Origin of the sequence: Bacillus sp. THAF10 (genome assembly GCF_009363695.1) — a bacterium.
Taxonomy (GTDB): Bacteria; Bacillota; Bacilli; order Bacillales; family Bacillaceae_I; genus Sutcliffiella_A.
Genome location: NZ_CP045403.1, coordinates 1,903,085 through 1,928,061 on the forward strand (window position 1 = coordinate 1,903,085; position 24,977 = coordinate 1,928,061).

A 24,977-nucleotide genomic window follows, 5' to 3' on the forward strand; every position below is an offset into this window, starting at 1 on the left:
GAAGTGTTAAATGAAGGGGATATTACACCACGTAGAGTTATATGTATCAAATCTAGCGGAGTCAAAGATTTTTTGGGGCTGGCTTTTAGAAGAACTAGGTTATACCTCTTACCAAAGCTGGGACAAAGGCCATAGTTGGAAGCTAAACGACACCTATCTTGTATTTGTCCAAACTGAGGATGAGTACCTTGAGCCTTCTTATCATCGTAAACGTGTTGGGTTAAATCATCTCGCCTTCCATGTGGAAAGCAGAAGAGAAGTGGACGAATTAACGGAGAAATTGGTGGAAAGAAATATTCCAATTCTATACCAAGAAAACCATCCTTTTGCAGGAGGAAAAGACTATTATGCAGTGTTTTTTGAAGATCCTGATCGGATAAAAGTGGAACTGGTGGCTCCGTCCCTATTAGAAAGAGAGGTAATCGATGAAGAAAATTAGCCTGTATACGATGTGCTTAATTGTGGATGGAGACAAAATTCTACTTATGAATAGACCAAATGAAAAAGGCTTCCCTGGATATATTGCTCCAGGAGGAAAACTAGAGTTTCCAGAAAGCCTCACAGAAGGTGCAAAGAGAGAAGTGTTAGAAGAAACAGGCCTTACCGTACATAACCTTACTTATAAAGGGCTTGACGAATATGTTAATGAAGTGAACCTAGAACGCTATATGGTGTTTAATTACATCACAACCGATTTTGAAGGAGAACTATTAAAGAATCCCCCAGAAGGAGAGCTGAAATGGGTCTCCTTGGAGGAAGCTCTTACCTTGCCAATGCAATCATGGTTTAGGGAGCGGTTACCTCTCTTTTTTCAGGATGGAACTTTTGAAAAACATGTAAGGTGGGATGAAGTTCATAATAGGCCACTAAAAGAAATGGTTACCATGCATTAAAAAAGGTTTTGCAACCTTTGTTGCTACTACGTAAAGATAAAATACCTGAAATTAACATTGCTGTCGTGCTTTGTTCTTAGAGGAAGTTTTAAAGCCGACTTTTTTTCTGGTTTAAAGAAACAATTTTTTAGAAAAAAACCTAAAAAAACACCCGATTAAAATCGGATGTTTCATTACGATACTTTTTTCTTTTTTAATGTTAGCCAGCTGATTTTTGGCTCTGTTTTATTTATAATTCTTCCTATGTTTGTTCGATGCTTAAAGATGACGAATGCCGTCAGTAATGAAACAGCGATTATAAGTGGCAAATCTCCATCAAATAAAACATAAATGGTTGATGCTACACCAGTGAGCATGGAGGATAACGAAACATACTTTGTTAGGAATAAAAATAAGAAGAAACAAAATAGCATAAGACCAAATAAAACTGGATTTGCGAATAGTAGTACACCACCGGAAGTAGCAACCGCTTTACCACCTCGGAACTTAGCAAAAACAGGATACACATGACCAACCACTGCACATGCACCAGCAATTAATGGATGAATGTCTGCTGCGAGCAAAAATGGCAAGGAAGCTGCTAGTGTTCCTTTTAAAATATCACAAATGGTGACAATCAAACCTGCTTTGATCCCAAGTGTTCGAAAGGTGTTCGTTCCTCCGAGGTTCCCGCTTCCGTGTTCCCGGATGTCAATGCCATATCCGATTTTTCCTACAACAAGTGCAAAAGGGATAGAGCCTAAGATGTATGCGAGGATAATTACTAAAAATTCTATCATTACATTAACCCCTTTATGTATTTATAGCTACCTTTACTATATGTTAATTTGGACATGTTGCAAAGGGTTTATTGCAATATTGAAGAATTTTTTAAGAGTAAGTCATAATATCAGGTTGTGAAACCTGAAATAATCGGGTATAACAATCAATAATGAAAGATATTTGGAAAGGATGTTGTGAAGATGAGCATGGAGATACCTAGTAGAGAAGAAATCGGAAAGATTTTAAAAAAGAGTAAACGAATTGCAGTTGTTGGACTGTCAGCTAACCCAGAAAGAACCTCTTATATGGTTTCAAAAGCAATGCAAGACGCTGGTTACGAAATCATACCAGTTAACCCTAGTGTAGATAAGGTATTAGGAGTAAAGGCGGTTCCAAGCTTGAAAGATATTGAAGGCCACGTGGATATTGTTAATGTTTTCAGACGTTCAGAGCATCTTTATGGAGTGGCAGAGGAGTTTTTAGAAATTGATGCCGATGTTTATTGGGCGCAGCTTGGTTTAGAGGATCAAAAAACGTATGATTTGTTGAAGGATAAAGGTTATACTGTAATCATGGATCGTTGTATAAAAGTAGAGCATGCATTAACAAGATAGCTAGAAATGTCCTTGTTTTATCATTTAAAACAAGGATTTTTTATTCTTTTCTCGCCTAAATACGAAAATGATATTGGCTATAGTCTGACAACTCATTACAATAGAACATAGACAACGAAAAAATGTATGATAATATATAAACGGATAACCGTTTGTATAAACGCATATCAGTAGCAAGCACATATACATAGAGATAAGTTTTTTTGCAGTAGCATTGAAAGGGGTATGTTTTTGGTGGTAAAAAATACGATTGATTATAACGATGATGCGATACAGGTGTTAGAGGGCCTTGAGGCTGTCCGTAAGCGTCCTGGTATGTATATCGGAAGCACAGACTCACGAGGACTTCACCACTTAGTCTATGAAATCCTTGATAATGCAGTAGATGAAGCATTAGGGGGATTTGGTGATCACATCATTGTGACCATACATAAAGACAACAGCATAAGCGTAAAGGATAAAGGCCGTGGAATGCCCACTGGAATGCATAAAATGGGAAAACCTACCCCCGAAGTTATTTTAACAGTTTTACATGCAGGTGGAAAATTCGGACAAGGTGGTTATAAGACAAGTGGCGGTTTACACGGTGTTGGTGCCTCTGTTGTTAACGCACTTTCGGAATGGTTAGTGGTGACGATTAAGCGTGACGGTATCATTTATGAGCAGCGGTTTGCTCATGGTGGGAAACCAACAACAACGCTCGAGAAGATTGGAACAACAAATCAAACTGGTACAACCGTTCATTTTAAGCCAGACCCAACGATTTTCAGTACCACTACTTATAATTTTGAAACATTATGTGAACGATTGAGAGAATCTGCTTTTCTTTTAAAAGGCTTAAAGATCGAAATAGTAGATGAAAGAAATAACATAAAAGAAGTTTTCCATTATGAAAGCGGTATTGAAGCTTTTGTGGAATATTTGAATGAAGAAAAGGATTCCTTGCACTCAGTTGTGTCGTTTGAAGGCGCACAAAATGGAATTGAAATAGATTTTGCTTTTCAGTTTAACGATGGATACTCAGAAACAATCCTTTCCTTTGTGAACAATGTCCGCACAAAGGATGGAGGCACGCATGAATCTGGAGCCAAAACGGCCATGACACGTATTTTTAATGAATACGCTCGAAAAGTGAATTTGCTGAAAGAAAAAGATAAAAATCTAGATGGATCGGATATACGCGAGGGACTTTCTGCAATTGTATCTGTTCGGATTCCTGAGGAACTTCTCCAGTTTGAAGGACAAACAAAAGGAAAGCTTGGGACAAGTGAAGCACGATCTGCTGTAGATAGTGTCGTATCTGAGCATTTGGCCTACTTTTTAGAAGAAAATCCAGAGACAAGCTCCATGCTTGTAAAAAAATCTATCAAAGCCTATCAAGCTCGTGAGGCAGCAAGAAAAGCTAGGGAAGATGCTAGAAGCGGCAAAAAGCGTAAGCGCTCCGATGCCATGTTAAGTGGAAAATTGACCCCTGCTCAGACACGCAATCCTCAAAAAAATGAAATCTATTTAGTAGAGGGTGATTCTGCAGGCGGATCAGCGAAGCAAGGGCGTGACAGACGCTTTCAAGCTGTACTTCCCCTACGTGGTAAGGTAATTAACACTGAAAAAGCCAAGCTTGCAGATATTTTTAAGAATGAGGAAATTAATACGATTATCCATGCTATCGGCGGGGGTGTTGGCCCAGATTTCACAGTGGATGACATCAACTACGATAAGATTGTTATCATGACTGACGCAGATACGGATGGTGCTCACATTCAGGTGCTGTTGCTGACATTCTTTTACCGTTATATGAAGCCGCTCATTGAAGCAGGTAAGGTCTTTATTGCACTTCCTCCATTGTACAAAGTAAGTAAAGGGTCTGGGAAAAAGGAAGTGTTGGAATATGCATGGTCCGATGAAGAGCTGCAGGGAGCTATCAAAAAAATTGGCAAAGGTTACACTATCCAGCGCTATAAGGGGCTTGGTGAAATGAATGCCGATCAGCTTTGGGAAACGACGATGAATCCTGACACACGGACGCTTATTCGCGTGCGTATTGATGATGCAGCTCGTGCAGAACGCCGTGTCACAACCTTAATGGGAGATAAAGTAGAACCTAGACGAAAATGGATTGAAAGCCATGTGGCATTTGGCTTAGAAGAAGATCCGAATATTTTAGAAAATGATAACCTTTTGGTCGCTGAGGAGGGATAACAGATGACACAAACAGAGAAATTTCATGACTTACCCCTAGAGGAAGTATTAGGCGACCGATTTGGACGTTATAGTAAATATATTATTCAAGAACGTGCCCTACCAGATGCACGAGATGGCTTAAAGCCTGTTCAACGAAGAATTCTGTATGCGATGTATGCAGAAGGAAACCTTGCAGATAAACCTTTCCGCAAGTCAGCAAAGACGGTCGGTAATGTTATCGGTAACTTCCATCCACACGGAGATTCCTCTGTATACGATGCGATGGTTCGTATGAGTCAAGATTGGAAAGTACGTAACATGCTCATTGAAATGCACGGAAACAACGGAAGTATTGACGGCGATCCACCTGCAGCAATGCGTTACACGGAGGCACGTCTGTCACCCATAGCTTCTGAGCTTTTACGAGACATTGACAAAAAAACGGTAGAATTTATTCCAAACTTTGATGATACTTCACAAGAACCAATAGTATTGCCAGCAATGTACCCAAACCTGTTGGTGAATGGTTCCACGGGGATTTCTGCTGGATACGCAACAGACATTCCCCCACATCATTTAGGAGAGGTCATAGATGCGACCATTATGCGCATTGATAACCCTGATGTTTCCGTAGATGAATTGATGACCGTAGTTAAAGGCCCAGACTTTCCGACCGGTGGGATTATCCAAGGTATAGAAGGCATTAAGAAAGCCTATGAAACTGGAAAAGGCAAAATTATTGTCAGAGGGTTAGCAGAGGTTGAGACCATTCGTGGTGGAAAACAGCAAATTGTCATCACAGAAGTCCCATATGAAGTGAACAAAGCAAATCTGGTAAAGAAAATTGATGAACTTCGATTTGATAAAAAAGTAGATGGCATTGCAGAAGTGCGAGATGAAACAGACCGCACGGGGCTTAGAATTGTCATTGAACTGAAAAAAGAAGCAGACGCAAATGGTATTTTGCACTACTTATACAAAAATACAGATTTACAGATTACATATAATTTCAATATGGTGGCCATCTATAACAAACGTCCAACATTAATGGGGTTGCCACACTTTTTAGATGCGTATATTAACCATCAAAAAGAAGTAATCTCCAATCGATCAAGGTACGAATTGGAAAGAGCAAAAGACCGTCAGCATGTTGTAGAAGGCTTGATGAAAGCACTTTCTATCCTTGATGAAGTCATTGCAACGATTCGTGCGTCTAAAGATAAACGAGATGCAAAGGATAATTTAATTGCAAAGTTTGATTTTACCGAGCCACAGGCAGAAGCAATCGTATCCTTACAGCTCTACCGTTTGACTAATACGGATATTACCGCACTTCAAGCAGAATCAGATGAGCTTGCGAAAAAAGTAGCAGAGCTAGAATCCATCTTAGCAAGTGAGAAGAAGCTATTAACTGTCATCAAAACAGATTTAAAGCGTGTAAAAAAGCTTTACACAAATGACCGCAGATCAAAAATTGAAGACCAAATTGAAGAAATAAAAATTAACCTAGAAGTGATGATTCCTTCTGAGGATGTTATTGTGACAGTCACGAAAGATGGCTATGTAAAACGGACGAGCTTAAGGTCTTACTCTGCTTCAAATGGGCAGGATTTTGGCATGAAGGAAACAGATCGTATCATCGCCAAGCTCGACATCAATACCACGCAAACCTTGCTCTTATTTACGAATAAAGGAAATTATCTGTATCTCCCAGTACATGAGCTTCCTGATATTCGTTGGAAAGATATGGGGCAGCATGTGGCAAACATCGTACCAATAGATCGCGATGAAGTCATTATAAAAGCTATTCCAGTGAGCAATTTTGAAGAACCGAAATATTTGTTGTTTGTTACACGAAATGGCATGGTAAAGAAAACAGATTTACAAGCATACAAAGCGCAGCGCTACTCCAAACCGTTAATGGCAGTAAACCTAAAGGCAGATGACCAATTAGTGAATGTGTACCTAACAGAAGGAGCACAAGACATCTTTTTAGCAACAAGACATGGGTATGGACTATGGTTTTCTGAAGAGGAAATTAATGTAGTCGGTGCACGAGCAGCAGGTGTGAAAGGGATTAACCTAAAGGACAAGGATTATGTGGTGAATGGACTTGTATTTGATAAAGATGCAAAAGCAGTCCTTTTCCTTGCCACACAACGCGGAGCAGTCAAAAAGATGAAGATTACCGAGTTTGATCGAGGCAGTCGCGCAAAACGTGGACTTGTGATGCTTCGTGAAGTGAAAAATAATCCACATCAAGTAGCAGCCATTGATCTAGTGGAAGCAGAAAGCAATGTGTACGTTCAATCAGAAAAAGGTACAGTGGAAAAGCTTGCAGCAACCTCTTACCGCAATAACGATCGCTACTCTAACGGTTCCTTTGTATTAGACCAACAGGACGCTGGAGATGTAAAGGAAATGTGGGTAGAAACCCCAAAAGAAGAAATCAATAAATAATATCAAAAACCGCTTCTCATTGGAGAAGCGGTTTTCTTGTCATCAATTCTCTTTTAGGTACATAATAGAATAGAAGGGGAGAGGGGGATATATATGAAACCAGTATTACTTGTAGTAGATGTTCAAAAAGCATTCGAAGAGCCATCCTGGGGAAAAAGAAGTAATCCAAAGGCAGAAAGCAACATGCTGGAGTTATTAAAAGTATGGAGAGAAAATGAGCTTCCGATTATTCATGTTCAGCACGCATCACAAAATCCATCTTCAACATTACACCCAAGCAAACCTGGATTTACCCTAAAAGAAGGGTTCGAGCCTTTTAAGGACGAATATTTAATTCGAAAAAGCGTGAACAGCAGTTTTATCGGTACAGATTTAGATCAATATTTAAAAAACAATAACTATCAAACATTAGTTGTTGTGGGGTTAACAGCCAATCATTGCGTATCTACGACGGTTCGAATGGCAGGAAATCTCGGTTATAGAACATACGTTTGTGAGGATGCAACAGCAGCTTTTGAAATGACATCTCATGATGGATTACATTTATCTGCAGAAGATGTACATCGACACGCACTAGCTGCATTACATCATGAATTTGCAGAAGTCGTTTCAACAGAAGATATCATAAAAGTAATCAGCATGAAAAAAGCCCAAACATTTTAATGTTGGGCTTTTTTAAAAAAATTCATTTTTCATCTCACTATCAAGAGTATACTTAGATTTTGATACAGGAAAGTTCATTAATCCTCGACTTCCTATAATAGATATTATGTAAACTAATAAAATAAAAAAGTAGAACGATTACCCTAACAGTTTTTTAGAGTGAAAAACACCATTTGACCTTATATTCTTATTTAATGCAGAATTATCTTCAAATAAATGACACTTTCATGAAAAAAAACGGAGATCCTTATTTCGGAAATGCGCAATTTAAAGCAATAAAATCTACTCTTCTATCAGTTAGTTTATCAGGACTCAATTAATTGGTTGTTTTAATTTTTTATAATTAAAGGTAATTCCGCAAGATCATCTACTATTATATCTGCTTTGACATCTTCCCATTGAAAATCTTTTTTCCAAATTCCTTTCATCCCTACTTTTTGAGCAGCTTTCACATCATTTTCTGGGTGGTCACCAACAAATATACTTTCATTAGCTGAAACATTCAGCTTCTCCAAGGCTCTTTTAAATATTTGAGAGTCAGGTTTTTTTATTCCTTCCCATTCAGAAACTAAAATAGTTTGAAAATACTCTTCAATACCTAAAGCCTTTATATTATCCAATTGAAATTGCCCATATCCATTTGTAATTATTCCTAATATAAGGTTGTTCTTTCTCAAATCTTCTAACATATTTAGTAGATTAGGAAAAGGAACGCAACTATTCTTAAATTCACTTATATAATCCTGAAGTAAACTTTCCCAGTTAACCCCAATTCCAAATTCATCGACTAATTGTTGATACACTTTATCTTTCCAAACATACCCACGGCAATCTAACTCAATAAACCTTGTGGTGTATTCCTCTTTTGGTATATGCCCTACCCATTTATTCAATCGCTCATATTGATTATTAATAAACTTCTTAACTGATTCATCTCGGTTTAGCAAAGTTCCATCTAAATCAAATATGACAGCCTTAATCATTTTGCATCCTCTCCCAAGAAACACAATTCTTTTTATTTCTTTAACATTAACCTAATTACCTTCTCCAAATATCTGTCTCAAATATAATCAAAGCGCTATTATTTATTCATTAATCCTAGTTCTATAAAAATATTCATAAACACGAAATTGAGGCGCAGTGTTTGTACTACGCAATACAAGAAAAAGGACACTTTATATACTCAAGGAAAGCGCCCTTTAACAGAACAAAAAAATTAAACAGATACAGTATATTTTTTTCTAGTCTGAACAAATAATTTTTCGATTTTTCTCCAAAGAAAATAACAGCCAACGCCTACTATTGCCCCTATTGTATTTAAAATCACATCATCTATATCCGAACTTCTTCCCAACCCTATTCCAAACACCGAACCTAAAATACTTTGTAAGAACTGAACCAGTTCAATCCCCATTGTACAAAAAAATGAGTACAAAATAGCTTGTTTAACACTCTTTGCCCACTTGAAATAAAGCATAGCAAATGCAAGTGGAGTAAGCATAATGACATTCCCAGCAATTTGAAACAACGCATATGGATTGTATCGAAGAACATCTATGATCCCTTTAATTGGTACTAGATTTACAGTATGGGCTATGTATTTTAAGTTTTCCAAAGAGTAATTGGCATCTTCCAAAAAAAACATAAATTCAACCGTATTATAATACAATATGCAAAAATACACAGAAAAACAGATACCAATGAACCAATCAAACACATTTTTTAATCTTGTACGTCTTAATAGGAAAATCATACAAACTAAGATAATAGCTAAATGCAGAAGAATTTGGATAATAAATGGTAAATAAGAAAACACATCTCTAAAATATACCCAAAGTCTTTGCCCGTAAAAAATAAGTGGGAAAACTAATAATATGTATTTCTTCATAATTCTTCTCCTCATATCAATTTAGGTTTAACGATCTTACTTATTTAGCTTTAGGTATTCTTTTTCAACCTCTAATATTTTAGCATAAATATCCAGTTTTGCATTTCCTTGTATTCAAGATTATGGCCATTTAATGGAATATAAAATATATAACAGCTCTCACAATGTTTTTAATACTTTTGTGTCACTCGTCACTTTTGAAGAGCAACACAAAAGTATTAAGTATATTGACACAAAAGTCTTTTATCCAAATATATCTTACAATTAGTAACTCTATATTCTTCCATATAAATGAAAATGAGCGCTAATCCTTATTCAAGGATCGCGGCCGATTGTTGCAGAACTTCCATCCTTGTAAGCCTTAACAGGTACCTTTTACAGGTAAATCGTCTTATTTGATACAATAAGAATCAATTCTTTGCAGTTCATTTCTATCATTAAAAATATAGACATCACAGGCTGAAACCGAAGATAATTGTTCACCATTTCTAATAAATTCAGCTGTTCCATTTACTGCAACGCATTTTTTTTCGGAAATTACATTCAAGGTAGTGAATTTAGTGGTTATAGTTTTGAAATAATTTGAAATTTGCTTGCACTCTTCTATTACAGCTTCCCTACCTACTAAGGTTTTGTCACCAACGATATTCCATTCAATTTTCTTTGCTAGAAATGGAAAAGTAGGTTCAAAATTACCATTAGAAAATGACTCTGCAATTTGCTTTTGAGTGAAAGCATGGCTTTCTGATGTCATAGTTCATTCCTCCTCGAATATTTAGATAAACTTATTTTATTATATTTTCTCACAAATGTCTTACCACTATTTGGTGTATTTGATTAGTACATCCTAAGGATACTCTATCCTAGCTACGAAAATTGAATTTCGGTTGCCGGTCTTTAATTAAATGGACCAATAATGAAAATTAGCGCATATCTTGGTTCAAGAATCTCGCCCGATAGCTGAAGATCGATGTTTTATTTAATAAGATGAAAAATTTAGTTTTTTAATGGTTTCCAGTTTGGTTTACGCTCATCATTTTCACTAGGTTTTCGATTAATGAAACGTCCTTCTAAGAAACCTTTTTGATATTGCCGTAAAGAAGATTCATTTGCGCCGCCTGCATAATCATGATTATTAAATTGTAAATCGTCATCTTCCCAAAAACAGATTTCACAAATTTCAAAAGTTCCAGGTGGCTTAGATTCTAATGTTTTATAACCACAGCATGGACAAAAATATATGTTTTTTCTCATCTGTTCACCTTGCCTTGATTAAGTCTTCAATTTTGAACAATCGCTCCGATTTGTCTTAATAAAAAAATTCATTCATTTATACGTAAATACAACACTTCATTTGCATCAGGAGTTTTTAATAATAACTGAGAGTATTTGATTAAGCAGATTCCAATAAACTCTTCTTCATCACTGGTATCAAATTTTGCATTAAAATCTTCAGGCAAAAACAAAATATAATCCCCAGCAATTCTTTCCCATAGACTCTGTAAATATATTAAATCATCTTTGCTAATGATTTTAGTAAATGGATTACTTATATTTTTACCTTTAATGCAGCTTGATTCATACCACCAAAGAATCGTGCATTTTTCAGAACCATAAATACTTCTTGTGCAATCAAATAAGCTTATTAACAAGTCTGGTTTTGGTTCTGCTAATGGGAATTCAATTAATGTCTTTAACTCAGTTTTTTGTCTTATATCTTGAGTTAAACCAATTAAATCTAAAAACCCTTCCCAAGAGCCTTCCATATTCATCCTCCTTATCTTGGTTAATATTAGTTAATGCAATATAATTATTTTGCTCATTTGAGAAGAAGTGACCACCCCTAAAGCTCCCGGAATGGGATAACACTACTCCCACTTATAATCGCCATCAACCAGTTCGACTCTTTCTGGTATTATTTTTTGAAGGGATTCTATTGTTAAAAAATCCTCATTATTTGAGAATGCAGTAATATAATCACCATCATGGCCCACCCAAAACATAGTAGAATTCTCAGTAAAAGTTAATATTGGAGTATTGGCGATCCACTTTAATTTAACAAGTCTGGTTCGGTTTTTTTTAGTCCTTTTTACTGGATAAGGTGACTCATATTCCCTTTCCTCTAAGCTGAATACGTCCTGTTTTAAGGACCATAATGATAAATTCAGCATGCTTCCATTACCGTGCAAATAAGGATAATATTCTTTAAATTGCTGTGGGCTGCAGATTATTGCCTTTACAAAGAACGTATCTTTACGACTCCCCTTCATATAATTGAACTCTATATTCTGCATCTTAAACAGTTCGTCGTACTCTGCTTTTTGAAAATCAAAGATTTCCGCAACTGAATAAATAGGATAATACTCTGGGCTCTCCATCCAGTTACAAAAGAATTCTTCATGGGCATCTGTATAAGCCCCATCAATATAGCAAGAAAACTCAATGATACTCTTTGACTCACCGTAAATCTCAAAAGGATAAGTGTGTTCGGGAGGGAAACATATTTCCATTTTCATTTTAATTGCCTCTCTTAAAGGTCTGAATAATAACTTATTTATTATCTTACCACTTAAAACTAACTTTTCTTTGGCCTTTATTTTTGTCATCAGCGTTTACAATAACCTGCTCTTAAGTTAAAGAACAATTCAAACGTGTTTTTTCATCTGGACTATAATTAATAAAAAGCGCTGATCCTAGTTCTAGGTGCGCCAAATTGCTTAAAATCTTTATTTTAATAATAGTTAATGCACCAGTTAATTCAGCAAGCAACAACCTTAATTTAGTTCGCCGATAAACCAGTTTTCTCCTGTATATTGATACTCCTCATCTGTAATTTCTACCTTGAATCCAAGTATCTTCATGTTATTAGGGACCGTTAGTTGCCACTCATGTTCTATATTTCTATCTTTAGGCAGTGGAATCCACCTTTGAGTGTCATCATTTCTGTCGAAGAAAGTTTTATAATAAGACTCTCCTATAAATACAATTATTTGTGAATTCCATAGATTTGGTAAGTCTATCGCAACAACTACTCTTGTTTTTTCTGAAATATTAGGTTTTACATTAACTAAATGTTCCCCTCTATTCAATAATGTTTGAATACACAAACGCTTAATGCCCACTGTAGTTTTGTTAGAAGCTATAAATCCTTGTCCAACGGGTAAAGGAAGATGCCAATATCCATTATGAAAATCAGAAGGGAAATTCATTGTCTCCTGTTCAATTCTTTTTACCATATTGTTTACTTTACGTTTTATTCCTCTGACTTTTTTGTTAGGCATTTTTTCACCACCCTCTTTGGTTTTCACGCTGTTATTTAAGGAAATTTGTCTAAGTTTCACAAATTTCAACCCCTTATTTATTTCAGTATGACCATTAAAATTAATACCAATTATGTCAAGATTACTTAAACCTTACAACAATTTTTCAAGCATAACAAAAGCGCAATGTTAGATCATTGCGCCCGATTGTGGAATAATCAGCTACCTTCTATTAGCTACCTAATAAGAAATTCTTAATACAAACCCCTGCTCTTTTGCATATTCATTTACCAGGTTTATTAATTTATTTTTAAGTAATGAAACTGAATGATGAATTTCCCTTTTGCCATCAATTTCATATTCCTCATAGATAATAAAGTTTAAATGGTCCATCTTTTTAATAACAAACCGATTGCATTCATATTCTCCACATCTAATATTTATGGAATATATAAAATCTATGATTCCATCATAAAATTCCTGATCAGATATTTCATCCTCTAAGAATGATAGTACTAATTCTTGCATCTTTCCTCTCCTTTATAGCTGCATTTTTAAGAATAACAAAAATTCTATTACTTTAAGAAAAACTGGTAACTGATTTAAAAATCCTTGTGAATTAATGAAAAAACAAACCGCCAAATATACGTTTACTTTGAAAATTTTAGGTTAGTTGAGATAAATTTAATTACCTTTTTGGAGTATCGACTAGCTTCTCTTAAATAGTCTTTTTTATGGCCTTTTAAAAAGGTCTATTTAATATAAATCTAGGTGGGGGTCCATATTCCTGTTCTGCTTCAAAATAAGCAAGTCTTCCAGGAATGCATGATATTATTGATGGAAATCCCTCACCTACAGCCACTTCTAGAGCTGAAGATAAGGACATATGTTTACCATCGATTTTATCATTCCATGACATTGCATAACAATTTCTACTTGCACCTTGTTTTTTCAATAATTTCTCTATTTCTAATGGGTCGGAATTTGGCTTAGTTATTTCGATCATAAATTCTTTCCGTAGTGTATTTGAGTAATTATGATTTAATCTATTCATTGCGTCCATACGTTTTTTTTCAGAAAAAAACTCGAACAAAACTCTTTGCTGGATTCTTTTCGTAAAAAACGCTTTGACAATTATTTCTTCAAGTTCTTTATCCATTTTTATCCCCCATTAACACTCCTTATAATACGAATCGGAACGGCATCTGTTCTTACGTATTATTTTTAATTTTTTTAACCCTTCTACTATCAAGGCAAAACAAAATAAGGACGCATCATTTCATAGTCTTCGTGCTCCAGTATATGACAGTGCCATACGTACAACCCGCTGAATGGACCAAATGGGACAATGATGCGGGTTATTTCTTTAGGATTTGCCCGTACTGTATCTTTCCATCCTTGTTCATTTAAATCTGGGGCTTGTCGCGGTCCAGTAGGAACAATTTTCTTTTCTTTTTCATACAATTCTCCATCAAAGGGCTGCCGATCGAGAATTTGAAAACGTACCAAGTGTAAGTGAATAGGGTGCGTAGCATTAGTTACATTAATAAAACTCCAAATCTCAGTACTCCATAAAGTCGGGGTTTCCGTCACAGGATCTATCCATAGGCGATCGTCTAACAAGTGAATAGAGCGCCCGTACTGATCCTTTCTCGTAGAAAGTAATAAATTTCTGATTTTCTTATTAGGACTTTCTTTTAATTTTGGAATATATTTTAAATTAAAAGGCAAGCCGCCAACATCTTGGTCTTTCAACTTTTTAATTACACGAATTTGCATGATAGATCCGGTCGTTTCTGGATTTGGTTTTTCACCTTGAGGAAAAGGTGACTCGGCATCGTTCCTTATCGTAATTAACTCTCCACTGGAAGACGAAAAATCCACTAGGACATCCGCTCTCTCCGCTGGGGCCAAAAGTAATGAAGGAACTTCTACAGGATTCGCCAATAGTCCCTGATCGGAACCAATCTGAATGAATGGCATTCCGTTTGAAAAAGATAGTCGATAAAAACGAGAATTAGAGCCGTTCAGGATACGAAACCGATAAAGCCGTGGCTCCACGTCGAGATAAGGCCATATCTTTCCGTTTACCAAAATGGTGTCACCAAAGAAATCCGGTAAAATGGAAGGATTCACGTCAGGGTTAGGCGGATCTGGTTGTGCAGGATAATAGAGAGCGCCATCTGCTTGAAAAGATCGATCTAGGATAAGCAAAGGAATCTCGTAAGGCTGTTTTGGTAGATTCAGCCGTTGTTCTTCTTCATCATATATTAAATATAAACCAACAAGACCAGCATAAATATTTAAGCGGGTAATGCCCATTGCATGGTCATGGTACCATAAGGCTGTTGCATCCTGGATATTTGGATAGGTATATAGCTGATTAGTAAAGTGCGATCCAACTTGTTTGAATCCTCGAGTAAACCAGGCCTCCGGATAGCCATCACTTGTATCAGGAGTTACACCACCGTGAAGATGGACTACCGTCCGGACTTCCGGTTTATTTTTTTCTGCTCCATGAATGGTAGTATCTATCGGCAGAAAGTGTTTAAGCGGCAGTTCATTTTTCCACAATACATGGATCGGTCGATTTTTCCAAACCCTGAAGGTTGGTCCAGGAAACTCCCCATTGTACCCCCATATTTTCGTAGGAGGTAAATCTCTGTGAAGCTTTTTCAGCGATTGAACCATACTCACCTCATAGTAGGGTACATCGTTTAGTATACATATTGGTTGAATGGTTTTCATAATCGGAAGTGGATCTACAAATTTTTCAAGCATGAAAATCCCCCCTCCTCGATTTTATCGCTTTTTACAAAGAAATAGACCTAAATATGTAATCGCAAATGGAACCTCACCTGTGTCTAGCGCCTTTTGCAAAAAGAGCCAACTCTCCCTTGTTCATACATGGAACCCTCACATATAAATAAATAGATAAGGAATAATAAAAATATCATAGACCAGAAATTGAAAGGACTTCACATCCATGAATTCTTTATTAAGAGAGGTTAAGGATACTTTAGGGGAAAATGATGATTTTTTTATGGAAACATACATGTTCAACCATTTCCCTGTTATTCTCATAGGACTTAAAAGCCTTATAGACTTACCTAAAACATTGGATGGCATTAGATCATATGCTGATCACCTCGAGGACTTTCCTGAAAAATTGATTAGTTTAGGAGAAAAGAAAAGCGAGCGAAAAGATGTTATTCAATTAATCCTTGAAGGTAAATTAATCCTAGCCATTGAAAATGAACATTTCGTCATAAGTGTTGAGCCATATTCCTTCACACTCAATCGCTCTATTGACCAGCCTATCAACGAAAGTATTATCCAAGGATCTCTCAGTTCTTTTATCGAAGATCTCAATACAAATATCGGCTTAATAAGAAAGCATGTGAAATCGGAGGGTCTACATGTAAAAAACTACTCATTTGGATCAAATCGAAAAGGATTATCTTTGGTGTATGTTGATCAGCATGTGGATCCCAATCTTATTACGACCTTGATGAAGAAACTAGATATTAATAAGGATAGGGACATTCAAACTATACAAGATATCATCAAATTACTAAATCTTAAAACATGGAGTGTAGTAGCTCAAATAAATACGACAGAGCTACCTCAGGAGGCATCTCATTCATTAAAGAGAGGGAAGGTTTTACTTCTGGTAGACAGGCTACCATTTGCCATTGTACTGCCAAGTAGTATTTGGGACATGTTTATTCTTGAAAGTGATCGTAATTTCTCCGTTCCCATCATGTTGACAATAAGATTTATACGTATAGTTGGGATACTTATGACTCTTATCGTTCCAGGATTATACGTAGCTTTAGTGGCAGTTAATCCTGAAGTGTTGCGAATCGAATTAGTATTATCCATTGCACAAAGCCGTGAAGGAGTACCCTACCCCTCCATAGTAGAAATGATTATCATGCTGATTATTTTAGAATTGATAGTGGAAGCAAGTGTGAGACTGCCTAAAAGCATCGGACCTACGATAACGATGGTTGGAGGTATCATACTTGGACAAGCGGCTGTAGAAGCTAAGTTAGTCAGCAATTTAATTATTATTATACTTGCTGCGACCACCATTGCGAACTCCACCATCATTGGATTTCAAAATATACTTTCTATCCGTCTTCTTAAATACCTGGTTTTGATCCTGGCGGCATTCTACGGTGTTCTCGGAATCCTTGTTGGTTTGTTTTTAATTTGTTCTTACCTGGCAAGTATAAAAACATTTGGAATTCCGTATATAAATTTTCAACTTTCAAAGGGGGATAGTAGAAGTGGATAAAAATAGGCAAGTCATCGTTATGTACTTTCTCGTTCATATGGGTTTGATATTTTTTATGTATCCTGCTGATATTATCGCAAGTACAGATCAATCACATTGGATTCCTATCTTGGTGGGGATTATCACACATTTTACACTGGTGTATATATACATAAAGGGACTTAGTTACTTTCCAAATAGAGATATTATTTCTATTTACTCCCAAAAAGGAAAAATAGTATCCTTTCTTTTTTTAATTCCTATTGTGCTTTATTTTTTGATGTCTAAAATAATCCTAGTGAGGGCATTTGCTGAAATCATTAATATTGTCTTTCTATCTAAAACCCCTCTTTGGGCTGTAATGGCGTTAATGATTTCTATATCATGTTATTTGGCGATGCTTGGGATTGATACAATTTTCCGAACAGGATTTGTGTTTTCGATATTGCTATTCCCTCTCATTCTCTTTATTTTAATGGTTTCTTTGCAGAACATTGATTTGCATTATCTTTTTCCATTATGGAATAATGACTTCTCCTTTTTAACAGACTCATCCTTTTATAAAACCTTCTTAACCATTGGGGGGGGCTTTTTGTTTTTTGGTTTTATTCAACCAACACTTACCTTTCAACGAAGGAAAATTCTTATTTCATTAGTGGTGATTATACCTTGTTTTATACTTTCCGTTTATGTACCCATCCTTACATATGGCCAAGCTACTACTGAAACGTTCATATTTCCTTTTGTCATGACATTGGATTCGATAAAAATTGACTGGTTAATGTTCGACAGGGTAACAATGTTTTTTATACTTACCTTAATAACTTTCATTATGTTATTCATTTCATTAATTCTTTGGAAGACGATGAGAATAGTTCATCACTATCTTCCTTTTATAAAACCAAATTATGTAGTTCTCTTTCTTTCTCTCCTTGTATATAGTATCTGCTTATATATTCCAAGTTGGGACGTGATTGAGTCCCTCTTTATATGGAGTACCCCTCTCAGGCTCTATGTCATCTTTACAGTTCCCCTGTCCATTATAACGTTGGGCTTGTTATCGAAAATTGGAGGCTATCGACAGAATGTATAAACGACATCTAATCATCATCCTTTTTTTAATGCTGAGTACACTAAGTGGATGTTGGGATAACAAGGATATTGATCACCGTGTTATGCCAATTGTATTAGGAATATCTAAGGAAGAGGAGAAGTACAAGGTCTTTCTCCAAATTCCCACGCCCGAGAATGGAACCATTCAGACTAAAGTGGTTTCAGGAACAGGACGAACCCTCAATGAAATTATTGATTCCATTAGTTCCGATATGGAAAGTGATTTAGATTTACTTCATGTGAAGGTTATTGTAGTAGATAGAGAACTAGCTGAAGAAGGGTTAAAGGATCTTATTTCTGGTTTTTTGAGGTCAAGAGAAGTTGCTTCAAAAGCATCATTAGTTATATGTGATAAGGACATTGATCATTTTTTTTCCAAATTAGATCAGCAAGAAGGATCAATGGCTATAGCCTTATTAGATTATTTTGAAAAGAATGCGGGTTGGGATCCTCATATTGCGTTAACCAGAGTGTGGGAGGTATACAGAAGTATCCACTCCTATACTTTAGATGTAGCTGTACCTATCATGACACTTGGTGAAACTACTTTGTTTAAACAATTAGGTTCTGCGGTTATTAAAAATGGGAAAATGGTGGGAGAGATAAATTCAGATGAAACTCTACTTTACAATGCCTTCAACGGTGAAAAAACTCAAGGGCAAATTGAAGTATTAGATGACGCGAGTGTTCTAATTCTAAGTCAAAAGTTACATCATAATAGTGATTTCACTAATCGTAAGCCATTATTATTTACCACACTTACCTTTAATGTGATGATTTTAGAGACGCGTGGCAATCCTAGCACAGAATTATTAAAAAAAGAATTGATTCAGTTGCTTGAGGGTAGATTTGAGCGAATGTTTACAAGTGCACAGACAAGCCAGTCAGATATTTTAGGAATTGGTCAGTACTTTCGAAACGATCTTTCTCGAGAAGAACTTAAAGATTGGCGTAAAGAATTTTATCCTGATTTAACGGTGGACTTAACGATTCAGGTTAATATCCAGAACAGTGGTAATTTAAAATCACCTACAAAATAGAGAAAATAGCAGGCAGGTAAAACACATTTTCCTTTCCTGCTATTTTCTCTTTACACCCCCTACTATTTCGTTCTTCCCCCATTTATCACCGTAACATCACATTTGCAATAATAAACGCGACTACCCTCATCAAAATCTTTATTTTCACTCCATTGAATATAGTGAATTATTTTGTGAGCTAAACTAATTAAATTGGATAATCAATTCAAGGATTTTTTCTTAAGCTGCTGCCTTTATGAGTGGAAAGCGCCATTTTCTGAATAGCCTTTCTTTATTCAGTAGTTGTTTTTTAGGAATTCAAAAAGAATAAAGACTACATTCGAGGAAAGAATAACCACATATAAAATACTGATAAAGCGAGTTGAATCATTTGTACACTGAGATGTATCCAATTGAGGTTAATCTTTTATGGTTTTATGTGGCTGTCATGTATATAGCTGCAGTCATTTTTGCAGTAATGGGGTTAAAACAAAAAAAGTTGCCAAGAGCAGAATATTTAATTGCTTTCATTATTGTCGCGTGGTCTGGAACGGCATATTCTGCCATGGCATTGGGGCAAGGACATGTCACCATCGGAGACAAAGTAACCTATTATGCACGATATTTGGACTGGTTAGTGACGACACCGCTTTTACTTGTAGCGCTAGCTTTTACCGCTATGCACTATATGCCAAAAGATAAGGTGTTAATCGGAGGGCTAATCGCTGCTGATGTATTTATGATTTTGACTGGTCTAATTGCAGACTTATCTCCCACTCCGTTAAGGTATTTTTGGTATGGATTAGGATGGGTTGGCCTAATGTTTATTATGTATATCATCTGGTGGCCCCTTAGACGAAAGGCTATGGCTCAAAGCTCTAAGTTATATCGCTTCTTTCTCATTGTGGCCGGATACCTAACCATTCTTTGGTTTGGATACCCTACATTTTGGATTCTCGGCCCTTCTGGTGTTCATCTCTTTGGCCAAGTAACAGATACGATACTTTTTGTGTTTCTACCCATCTTCTCAAAAGCTGGATTCAGCCTCATTGACTTACTTGGTTTGCAGAAGCTAGGAAAGAGTTCATCTAAAGTACCTCAGCCCATTCAATAAGTGCTTAAAGGAGACAAGCACCATAACTATCAACTTAAAGAACTCATAGGTGACTACGAAGCGTGTTAGCTTTAAGTCGGAAATAAGCCTTCTCAAAATAGTACATTTAGGTATCTTTGTAAGGAGATTTTTTTTTCAAGTAGAGTAAAAATTTTTGGTTAGCAAATATTAAAGTTGATTTCACTTTCAAACAACAAGGAGGATTCATAAAAATGAAGAAATCAATGCTTTTACTAGCGTCTGTTCTTTTCTCATTAAGTGTACTTACTGCATGTAATATGGGAACAAACGATGCTGATAATGGACCAGAGGATGTAAACTATCGCCCTGTCCGCTATGACCGTGATCTTGATCGTGACATGAACAGAGGTCTAGATATCGACACGGACCCAAGAGATGTGAAACAACCTGGTGAGCGCGATACTCCGTTCAACATGGATGAAGAAGAGCCGGATTTGGACGAAGAGCCATCTGAAGAGCGCAGAGGAAGATAAATTAAGAAAAAGCCCCATTTAAAGGGGCTTTTTCTATAAATAGGAATAAATGAGCAATATTTTTCATCCATTTCATGTCAGTTTCTGGCACGTTAAATCTTAATAATGGTCCTTCCTAAATGCTGCCCATTTTTTATTGCTTCTATGGTATCAGGTAACTCATTTAGTGTAATTTCACTTACTAAAGAAGTCTCTGAAATGTTCCATTCTTTAGCTATTTTTTCCCATATAAAACCTCGATTATCTATGGGCATGTTTACTGAATCAATTCCTAAAAGGTTAATACCTCTAAGAATAAACGGTAACACAGTAGACGTTAATTTAATGCCGCCAGCATTTCCACACATACTCATACTTCCGTCATAAGCAATATACGGAATCAATTTTGAAGCGACCTCTCCTCCGACAGTATCTAACACAAAATCATACTTTTGTTTAGCAAGTGGCTTTTTTTGCTCTTCTAATTCACTTGCAAAAACGACATCTGTTGCTCCAAGTGACTTTGCTACTTCTTCTTGATGTTCTTTTCGAATTAATGCAGAGAGATTTTTGTAGCCAATTTTAGAAAGAATTTGGAGTGCGATACTTCCGACTCCGCCAGTTGAACCTGTGACTAAAATTCTTGGGTTATTTTTTTTATCCATACCGTTCTTTTCTAGTGCCATGATGGAGAGTGCTGCTGTAAATCCTGCTGTTCCAAAAACCATTGCATCTCTTAGCGTTAAGTTGTCTGGTAAAGGAACAATCCAATCAGAAGGAACTCTGGCATATTCTGCAAATCCTCCAGTATGACTCATCCCCATTTCAAAACCTGTAACGACCACTTTTTGTCCTTTAGAGTAACGGTTATCAGATGACTGAACAATTGTACCACTTAAATCAATGCCAGGAATCATTGGATAATTTCTTATAACGCCACCTTTTGTTTGTACAGCCAACATATCCTTGTAATTGATGGAAGAATATTCGACTTTGATCAAAACCTCACCATCAGATAGGCTATTTAGATTAACATTCTCTACACCATAATTTACTTGATTCTCGTTTTCTTTTACTACAACCGCCTTGAAGCTATCCAAAACTACCATCCACTCCTTTACTTTGTTACAAAATATTTTTGTACCAAAAGTATTTCACAACAAAAATTAACATGCTATTATAGTAATTGTCAATTGGAGGAGATAATATGGAATTAAAAGATTGTATGAATTTCTTACTCAGTGTAAGTCAGAATAAAGTCTTCAAATATTTTAGCAAGCTATTAGAAGAACACGGTGTAACCCCCGCTCAATACGGAGTGTTGAATTGTTTATGGAAAGAAGGACAATTATCCCCTAAACAAATTGGAGCGATGGTTTATTTGGAAGCCCCTACTATTTCGGGGATTTTAGATAAAATGCAAAAAGCAAATCTGATAGAACGCTCGATAGATCTAAACAATCGTAGAAATGTATTAGTAACTGCTACTCCAAAATCATATGAACTTAGAGAAAGGATTGAAACTGCAACAAGTAACATGAATAATAAGGTTCTGCAAAGCTTATCAGATAACGAAAAAGACGGACTAAAAAAAGCATTAGAAACCATCATAAAGGCTGATTTTTAATGTCATATATTATTGATGGCATTTTGTTAAGAAAACTATTAAGACTGTTTTAATCTTGTTTTCGTCGATTAACTCTGAGAATGGTTCCACAGGGATCGGAAATCCAGTAACCCTGTGAATTCTCGTGTATCTCCACTTCGTCTCTTCTATTAATGTTATGTTCATCAAAATATGCTGCTGCTGTATTCAAATTATCCGTTTGAATCTCTAACCATACATCTTGTTGAGCATAATTTTCCATACAATCCAACCACAGTGTCACATTTCCAAATTGAAAAGCATGAGATTCAGACATGAAACCCAAATATGGTAGCTTTAGCACATGCTTATAAAAATCCACCGTTTCGTTGTACTTGAATTTTGGAATTTTTAGGGCAATGTTATTTCCACCTATAAATTCTTCTTTTGGCTTTTCCAATCAAAAGCTCCTCCTTTTTGTTTTTGCTTCTAATGAAAAAACTGAATATTTTCTGTTCATAAGAACAAGCTAATTTATACCAAGTATTCATGAATTGGAGAGCTGAAATATGGATGGTCAAAATCGTTCTTGGAACGAAATATTAAGCATGAAAGAAACGTTTCGAGATCATTATTTTTCTTATTGGATAAGCAATGATTTGTTTTCATTCGCATGGTGGTTGATACTAGTTTTAAATATTGTATTTATCTTTGTTGCAATAAAATTATTAGATAGAACACGGCTGTTTGAAATATTAACAGTTGGTGGCCTAGTGGTGTTATTGTCCTCGTTGCTAGATACTATCTTAATTCAATATTGTTTAACCGCATATCCAACAAGTTTAATACCATTAATCCCCCCATTTTTTACATCATCCACTTATGTCATACTACCTGTTTTATATATGTTGCTTTATCAATATTTCTCAACCTGGAAATCATTTTTGATTGCTAATGTGATTACAGGTGCTTTCCTAGCGTTTGTGGTTGAAAATGTCTACCGTTGGTTAAATATTTATCAATATTTGCAATGGAATTCCTTCTTTTCCTTACTTATGTATGTAGGAATTGCCATTGTATTTAAATCAATTATGGTGATTCTTTTAAAGTCTCGCAAATAATAGCCAACATTCTTTCATCATCCAACTCGTAAAAGAATAACGATTATACAAATACATATTAATTCTAGATTATTTAGGTTAAATCCTTCTTAGGGGTATGAGGGATTTTTTATGTAACAACAAGTAGAGAACAAGTGTTCTTATGTGTAAAAAATAGCATAAAACTAAAAAATGAGGCTGGGACAAAACTTAAAAACACAAACAAAAAGACGGCATTAAATACCAATATTGATTTCCGTGCAAGACTTCGCTTTCCGCGGGTGACCCGTGAGCCTCCTCAGCTTCGCCTGCGGGGTCTCACTTTGGCCACTTCTTTAAGCAGGAGTCTACGTCTTGCACTCCAATCAACCGCTGGTGTCATCTAAGAAGTAAAAGCATAAAAAACCGAACTGATTTGATCAAATACTCCAATCAGTTCGGTTTTTACTTAGGCTAAGACACTTTTGTCCCAGCCTCATGGTTGTTTTTATGGCAATTCCTTATAAGCTAGCTTTTGAATAATTTCCTCATGCTTTGGATATCGATTTAACAACTCCTGTTGTGTAAACATCTCAAAATCTTCAAAATCAAAGCCTGGCGAGACCATGCAACCTACAAGTGCGTAACTATCTGGCTGATCTACCGAGGAGCCGAAAATCGAATTTTTAGGAACTACCACTTGTGGTCGTTCCCCATTCTCTATGTTTAGACCTAGCTTAAGCTGGTGATACTCACCATCCTCCGTTATCACATGTACAGTCAAGGATTCCCCTGCATGAAAATACCAAAGCTCGTCAGATTTTAAGCGGTGAAAATGAGATACATTTTTATCGGTGAGCAAGAAATAAATACTAGTGTATAGCTTCCTCGTGTTATGAAAAGCTACACTAAGTTCGCGATCGGTAACAGCCTCCTGTGAAGCAAAAGTTTGCTTGTAGAAGCCACCTTCTGGATGAGGAGCTAATTCAAGCTTTTCAACCCAATATTCCACGTTTTTTGATTTAGACATTAATACACTACCTTCTTTCCTTAGATAGCAACAGTATATCATAAGAAAAACCCAGCAAGGCTGCTGGGTTTAGTCTTCCTTCTTGTTTTTTGTGGGTAAATCCAGCTCTTCGGAGAACTCTGTTTGAAGTTCGTTGGATCGAAAAGATTTCGGTTTTTCTCTCTTTGGTTCTCTGTCAGGAAATACACTTTTTACCAAATAAATGTGAAAGACGATTTCAAATCCTGTTAACACAGCTGCTGCAAATAAAGACGTTAGAAGAATTCCTTGTCTTAGGTTTGTTAGAACATAAACCATAGAAGCGATGGTGCCTAATGTTAGTACAAAATCGAAAACGGCTGCAATGGTGTAGTTCGTTTTTGGTAATACCAAATTGTCCCCAATAAGATAAGAAAACAATACAAGTAAGGTGGTTGCTAGGACAATGTCCAAAAACGAAATTTCTATATATTGAAACAAGAAAAAGCCCAACACTAAAAAACTAACAATGAATTTTATCACAACCGGTAAAAAGTGTTTCAAGTTGCTCTCACTCCTTTTTTCGTAGCATTTGCGATTCAT

28 protein-coding genes are annotated in these 24,977 nt (G+C 36.1%); 13 read left to right on the forward strand and 15 right to left on the reverse strand.

Features of this window, described 5'->3' with window-relative positions; genetic code table 11:
* The first annotated feature begins 10 nt into the window (after positions 1-10).
* Positions 11-439, forward strand: coding sequence for a VOC family protein (locus FIU87_RS09960; RefSeq protein WP_152444452.1), 429 nt, complete (start codon positions 11-13; stop codon positions 437-439).
* Positions 426-893, forward strand: coding sequence for an 8-oxo-dGTP diphosphatase (locus FIU87_RS09965; RefSeq protein ID WP_152444453.1), 468 nt, complete (start codon positions 426-428; stop codon positions 891-893). The genes FIU87_RS09960 and FIU87_RS09965 overlap by 14 nt, the downstream gene beginning before the upstream one ends.
* A 173-nt stretch (positions 894-1,066) precedes the next feature.
* Here FIU87_RS09965 and plsY read toward each other — a convergent pair whose 3' ends face one another.
* On the reverse strand, positions 1,067-1,672 hold the full coding sequence (plsY, locus tag FIU87_RS09970; protein ID WP_152444454.1) for a glycerol-3-phosphate 1-O-acyltransferase PlsY: 606 nt from the start codon (positions 1,670-1,672) through the stop codon (positions 1,067-1,069).
* A gap of 183 nt (positions 1,673-1,855) precedes the next feature.
* Between plsY and FIU87_RS09975 the strand changes: the two genes are divergently transcribed.
* From FIU87_RS09975 to FIU87_RS09990, 4 genes are all read left to right on the forward strand, one after another.
* Entirely contained in the window at positions 1,856-2,269 is a 414-nt protein-coding gene (locus tag FIU87_RS09975; RefSeq protein ID WP_152444455.1) for a CoA-binding protein, read from the forward strand.
* Positions 2,270-2,503: 234 nt separating this feature from the next.
* Positions 2,504-4,468, forward strand: coding sequence for a DNA topoisomerase IV subunit B (parE, locus tag FIU87_RS09980; RefSeq protein WP_253905549.1), 1,965 nt, complete (start codon positions 2,504-2,506; stop codon positions 4,466-4,468).
* 3 nt (positions 4,469-4,471) lie between these two features.
* Positions 4,472-6,910, forward strand: a complete 2,439-nt coding sequence (gene parC, locus FIU87_RS09985; protein WP_152444457.1) for a DNA topoisomerase IV subunit A — start codon at positions 4,472-4,474, stop codon at positions 6,908-6,910.
* 93 nt (positions 6,911-7,003) lie between these two features.
* Entirely contained in the window at positions 7,004-7,573 is a 570-nt protein-coding gene (locus FIU87_RS09990; RefSeq protein WP_152444458.1) for a cysteine hydrolase family protein, read from the forward strand.
* Between the two features lie 329 nt (positions 7,574-7,902).
* On the opposite strand, the gene FIU87_RS09995 is transcribed toward FIU87_RS09990, so the two are convergent.
* The 10 genes from FIU87_RS09995 to FIU87_RS10040 all read right to left on the reverse strand — a co-directional run bounded on the left by FIU87_RS09995 (position 7,903) and on the right by FIU87_RS10040 (position 15,502).
* Positions 7,903-8,556, reverse strand: coding sequence for an HAD family hydrolase (locus FIU87_RS09995; RefSeq protein WP_152444459.1), 654 nt, complete (start codon positions 8,554-8,556; stop codon positions 7,903-7,905).
* Positions 8,557-8,789: 233 nt separating this feature from the next.
* Entirely contained in the window at positions 8,790-9,461 is a 672-nt protein-coding gene (locus FIU87_RS10000; RefSeq protein WP_172971015.1) for a VanZ family protein, read from the reverse strand.
* A gap of 391 nt (positions 9,462-9,852) precedes the next feature.
* On the reverse strand, positions 9,853-10,215 hold the full coding sequence (locus tag FIU87_RS10005) for a hypothetical protein (RefSeq protein ID WP_152444461.1): 363 nt from the start codon (positions 10,213-10,215) through the stop codon (positions 9,853-9,855).
* Between the two features lie 242 nt (positions 10,216-10,457).
* On the reverse strand, positions 10,458-10,715 hold the full coding sequence (locus FIU87_RS10010) for a CPCC family cysteine-rich protein (protein WP_152444462.1): 258 nt from the start codon (positions 10,713-10,715) through the stop codon (positions 10,458-10,460).
* Positions 10,716-10,783: 68 nt separating this feature from the next.
* Positions 10,784-11,227 carry a hypothetical protein gene (locus FIU87_RS10015; RefSeq protein ID WP_152444463.1) on the reverse strand — a complete coding sequence of 148 codons (444 nt, stop codon included), beginning with the start codon at positions 11,225-11,227 and terminating at the stop codon, positions 10,784-10,786.
* Positions 11,228-11,329: 102 nt separating this feature from the next.
* Entirely contained in the window at positions 11,330-12,067 is a 738-nt protein-coding gene (locus FIU87_RS10020) for a hypothetical protein (protein WP_253905550.1), read from the reverse strand.
* A 168-nt stretch (positions 12,068-12,235) separates the two neighbouring features.
* Complete coding sequence (locus FIU87_RS10025; protein ID WP_367643906.1) at positions 12,236-12,802, reverse strand: DUF3916 domain-containing protein; 567 nt, start codon at positions 12,800-12,802, stop codon at positions 12,236-12,238.
* Between the two features lie 159 nt (positions 12,803-12,961).
* Complete coding sequence (locus FIU87_RS10030; RefSeq protein ID WP_152444464.1) at positions 12,962-13,249, reverse strand: hypothetical protein; 288 nt, start codon at positions 13,247-13,249, stop codon at positions 12,962-12,964.
* Positions 13,250-13,463: 214 nt separating this feature from the next.
* Positions 13,464-13,880 (reverse strand): hypothetical protein, encoded by a 417-nt coding sequence (locus FIU87_RS10035; RefSeq protein ID WP_152444465.1) that lies wholly within the window; start codon positions 13,878-13,880, stop codon positions 13,464-13,466.
* Between the two features lie 89 nt (positions 13,881-13,969).
* Positions 13,970-15,502, reverse strand: coding sequence for a multicopper oxidase family protein (locus tag FIU87_RS10040; RefSeq protein WP_152444466.1), 1,533 nt, complete (start codon positions 15,500-15,502; stop codon positions 13,970-13,972).
* A 205-nt stretch (positions 15,503-15,707) separates the two neighbouring features.
* On the opposite strand from FIU87_RS10040, the gene FIU87_RS10045 reads away from it, so the two are divergent.
* The 5 genes from FIU87_RS10045 to FIU87_RS10065 all read left to right on the forward strand — a co-directional run bounded on the left by FIU87_RS10045 (position 15,708) and on the right by FIU87_RS10065 (position 20,743).
* Positions 15,708-17,024: a spore germination protein gene (locus FIU87_RS10045; protein WP_152444467.1), complete on the forward strand. Its 1,317-nt coding sequence runs from the start codon at positions 15,708-15,710 to the stop codon at positions 17,022-17,024.
* Positions 17,017-18,096: a GerAB/ArcD/ProY family transporter gene (locus FIU87_RS10050; protein WP_253905551.1), complete on the forward strand. Its 1,080-nt coding sequence runs from the start codon at positions 17,017-17,019 to the stop codon at positions 18,094-18,096. Before FIU87_RS10045 ends, FIU87_RS10050 begins: the two co-directional genes overlap by 8 nt.
* Entirely contained in the window at positions 18,089-19,156 is a 1,068-nt protein-coding gene (locus FIU87_RS10055; RefSeq protein WP_152444468.1) for a Ger(x)C family spore germination protein, read from the forward strand. Before FIU87_RS10050 ends, FIU87_RS10055 begins: the two co-directional genes overlap by 8 nt.
* Before the next feature lie 361 nt (positions 19,157-19,517).
* Positions 19,518-20,249, forward strand: coding sequence for a bacteriorhodopsin (locus FIU87_RS10060; protein ID WP_152444469.1), 732 nt, complete (start codon positions 19,518-19,520; stop codon positions 20,247-20,249).
* Positions 20,250-20,461: 212 nt separating this feature from the next.
* Positions 20,462-20,743: a hypothetical protein gene (locus FIU87_RS10065; protein WP_152444470.1), complete on the forward strand. Its 282-nt coding sequence runs from the start codon at positions 20,462-20,464 to the stop codon at positions 20,741-20,743.
* A gap of 92 nt (positions 20,744-20,835) precedes the next feature.
* Here FIU87_RS10065 and FIU87_RS10070 read toward each other — a convergent pair whose 3' ends face one another.
* Positions 20,836-21,822, reverse strand: coding sequence for a YhdH/YhfP family quinone oxidoreductase (locus tag FIU87_RS10070; protein ID WP_152444471.1), 987 nt, complete (start codon positions 21,820-21,822; stop codon positions 20,836-20,838).
* A gap of 107 nt (positions 21,823-21,929) precedes the next feature.
* On the opposite strand from FIU87_RS10070, the gene FIU87_RS10075 reads away from it, so the two are divergent.
* Entirely contained in the window at positions 21,930-22,349 is a 420-nt protein-coding gene (locus FIU87_RS10075; RefSeq protein ID WP_152444472.1) for a MarR family winged helix-turn-helix transcriptional regulator, read from the forward strand.
* 49 nt (positions 22,350-22,398) lie between these two features.
* Here FIU87_RS10075 and FIU87_RS10080 read toward each other — a convergent pair whose 3' ends face one another.
* The gene (locus tag FIU87_RS10080; protein ID WP_152444473.1) at positions 22,399-22,767 is read right to left on the reverse strand and encodes a hypothetical protein; all 369 of its coding nucleotides are present in this window, start codon (positions 22,765-22,767) and stop codon (positions 22,399-22,401) included.
* Positions 22,768-22,876: 109 nt separating this feature from the next.
* Here FIU87_RS10080 and FIU87_RS10085 point away from each other — a divergent pair, with 109 nt between their 5' ends.
* Positions 22,877-23,428 (forward strand): CBO0543 family protein, encoded by a 552-nt coding sequence (locus FIU87_RS10085; protein WP_152444474.1) that lies wholly within the window; start codon positions 22,877-22,879, stop codon positions 23,426-23,428.
* A 466-nt stretch (positions 23,429-23,894) separates the two neighbouring features.
* On the opposite strand, the gene FIU87_RS10090 is transcribed toward FIU87_RS10085, so the two are convergent.
* Complete coding sequence (locus tag FIU87_RS10090; protein ID WP_152444475.1) at positions 23,895-24,416, reverse strand: cupin domain-containing protein; 522 nt, start codon at positions 24,414-24,416, stop codon at positions 23,895-23,897.
* A 69-nt stretch (positions 24,417-24,485) separates the two neighbouring features.
* Positions 24,486-24,938, reverse strand: coding sequence for a YndM family protein (locus FIU87_RS10095; RefSeq protein WP_172971017.1), 453 nt, complete (start codon positions 24,936-24,938; stop codon positions 24,486-24,488).
* Positions 24,939-24,977 lie beyond the last annotated feature (39 nt).

What these genes read in the sequence shown, in the direction of transcription:
- FIU87_RS09960 (WP_152444452.1), top strand. Translation starts at nt 11, where the DNA reads ATGAAGGGGATATTACACCACGTAGAGTTATATGTATCAAATCTAGCG.
- FIU87_RS10000 (WP_172971015.1), bottom strand. Translation starts at nt 9,461, where the DNA reads ATGAAGAAATACATATTATTAGTTTTCCCACTTATTTTTTACGGGCAA.
- FIU87_RS10035 (WP_152444465.1), bottom strand. Translation starts at nt 13,880, where the DNA reads ATGGATAAAGAACTTGAAGAAATAATTGTCAAAGCGTTTTTTACGAAA.
- FIU87_RS09990 (WP_152444458.1), top strand. Translation starts at nt 7,004, where the DNA reads ATGAAACCAGTATTACTTGTAGTAGATGTTCAAAAAGCATTCGAAGAG.
- FIU87_RS10090 (WP_152444475.1), bottom strand. Translation starts at nt 24,416, where the DNA reads ATGTCTAAATCAAAAAACGTGGAATATTGGGTTGAAAAGCTTGAATTA.
- FIU87_RS09975 (WP_152444455.1), top strand. Translation starts at nt 1,856, where the DNA reads ATGAGCATGGAGATACCTAGTAGAGAAGAAATCGGAAAGATTTTAAAA.
- FIU87_RS10085 (WP_152444474.1), top strand. Translation starts at nt 22,877, where the DNA reads ATGGATGGTCAAAATCGTTCTTGGAACGAAATATTAAGCATGAAAGAA.
- FIU87_RS10015 (WP_152444463.1), bottom strand. Translation starts at nt 11,227, where the DNA reads ATGGAAGGCTCTTGGGAAGGGTTTTTAGATTTAATTGGTTTAACTCAA.
- FIU87_RS09965 (WP_152444453.1), top strand. Translation starts at nt 426, where the DNA reads ATGAAGAAAATTAGCCTGTATACGATGTGCTTAATTGTGGATGGAGAC.
- FIU87_RS10075 (WP_152444472.1), top strand. Translation starts at nt 21,930, where the DNA reads ATGGAATTAAAAGATTGTATGAATTTCTTACTCAGTGTAAGTCAGAAT.
- FIU87_RS10020 (WP_253905550.1), bottom strand. Translation starts at nt 12,067, where the DNA reads ATGACAAAAATAAAGGCCAAAGAAAAGTTAGTTTTAAGTGGTAAGATA.
- FIU87_RS10005 (WP_152444461.1), bottom strand. Translation starts at nt 10,215, where the DNA reads ATGACATCAGAAAGCCATGCTTTCACTCAAAAGCAAATTGCAGAGTCA.
- plsY (WP_152444454.1), bottom strand. Translation starts at nt 1,672, where the DNA reads ATGATAGAATTTTTAGTAATTATCCTCGCATACATCTTAGGCTCTATC.
- FIU87_RS10040 (WP_152444466.1), bottom strand. Translation starts at nt 15,502, where the DNA reads ATGCTTGAAAAATTTGTAGATCCACTTCCGATTATGAAAACCATTCAA.
- FIU87_RS09995 (WP_152444459.1), bottom strand. Translation starts at nt 8,556, where the DNA reads ATGATTAAGGCTGTCATATTTGATTTAGATGGAACTTTGCTAAACCGA.
- FIU87_RS10055 (WP_152444468.1), top strand. Translation starts at nt 18,089, where the DNA reads ATGTATAAACGACATCTAATCATCATCCTTTTTTTAATGCTGAGTACA.
- FIU87_RS10065 (WP_152444470.1), top strand. Translation starts at nt 20,462, where the DNA reads ATGAAGAAATCAATGCTTTTACTAGCGTCTGTTCTTTTCTCATTAAGT.
- FIU87_RS10010 (WP_152444462.1), bottom strand. Translation starts at nt 10,715, where the DNA reads ATGAGAAAAAACATATATTTTTGTCCATGCTGTGGTTATAAAACATTA.
- FIU87_RS10045 (WP_152444467.1), top strand. Translation starts at nt 15,708, where the DNA reads ATGAATTCTTTATTAAGAGAGGTTAAGGATACTTTAGGGGAAAATGAT.
- FIU87_RS10030 (WP_152444464.1), bottom strand. Translation starts at nt 13,249, where the DNA reads ATGCAAGAATTAGTACTATCATTCTTAGAGGATGAAATATCTGATCAG.
- parC (WP_152444457.1), top strand. Translation starts at nt 4,472, where the DNA reads ATGACACAAACAGAGAAATTTCATGACTTACCCCTAGAGGAAGTATTA.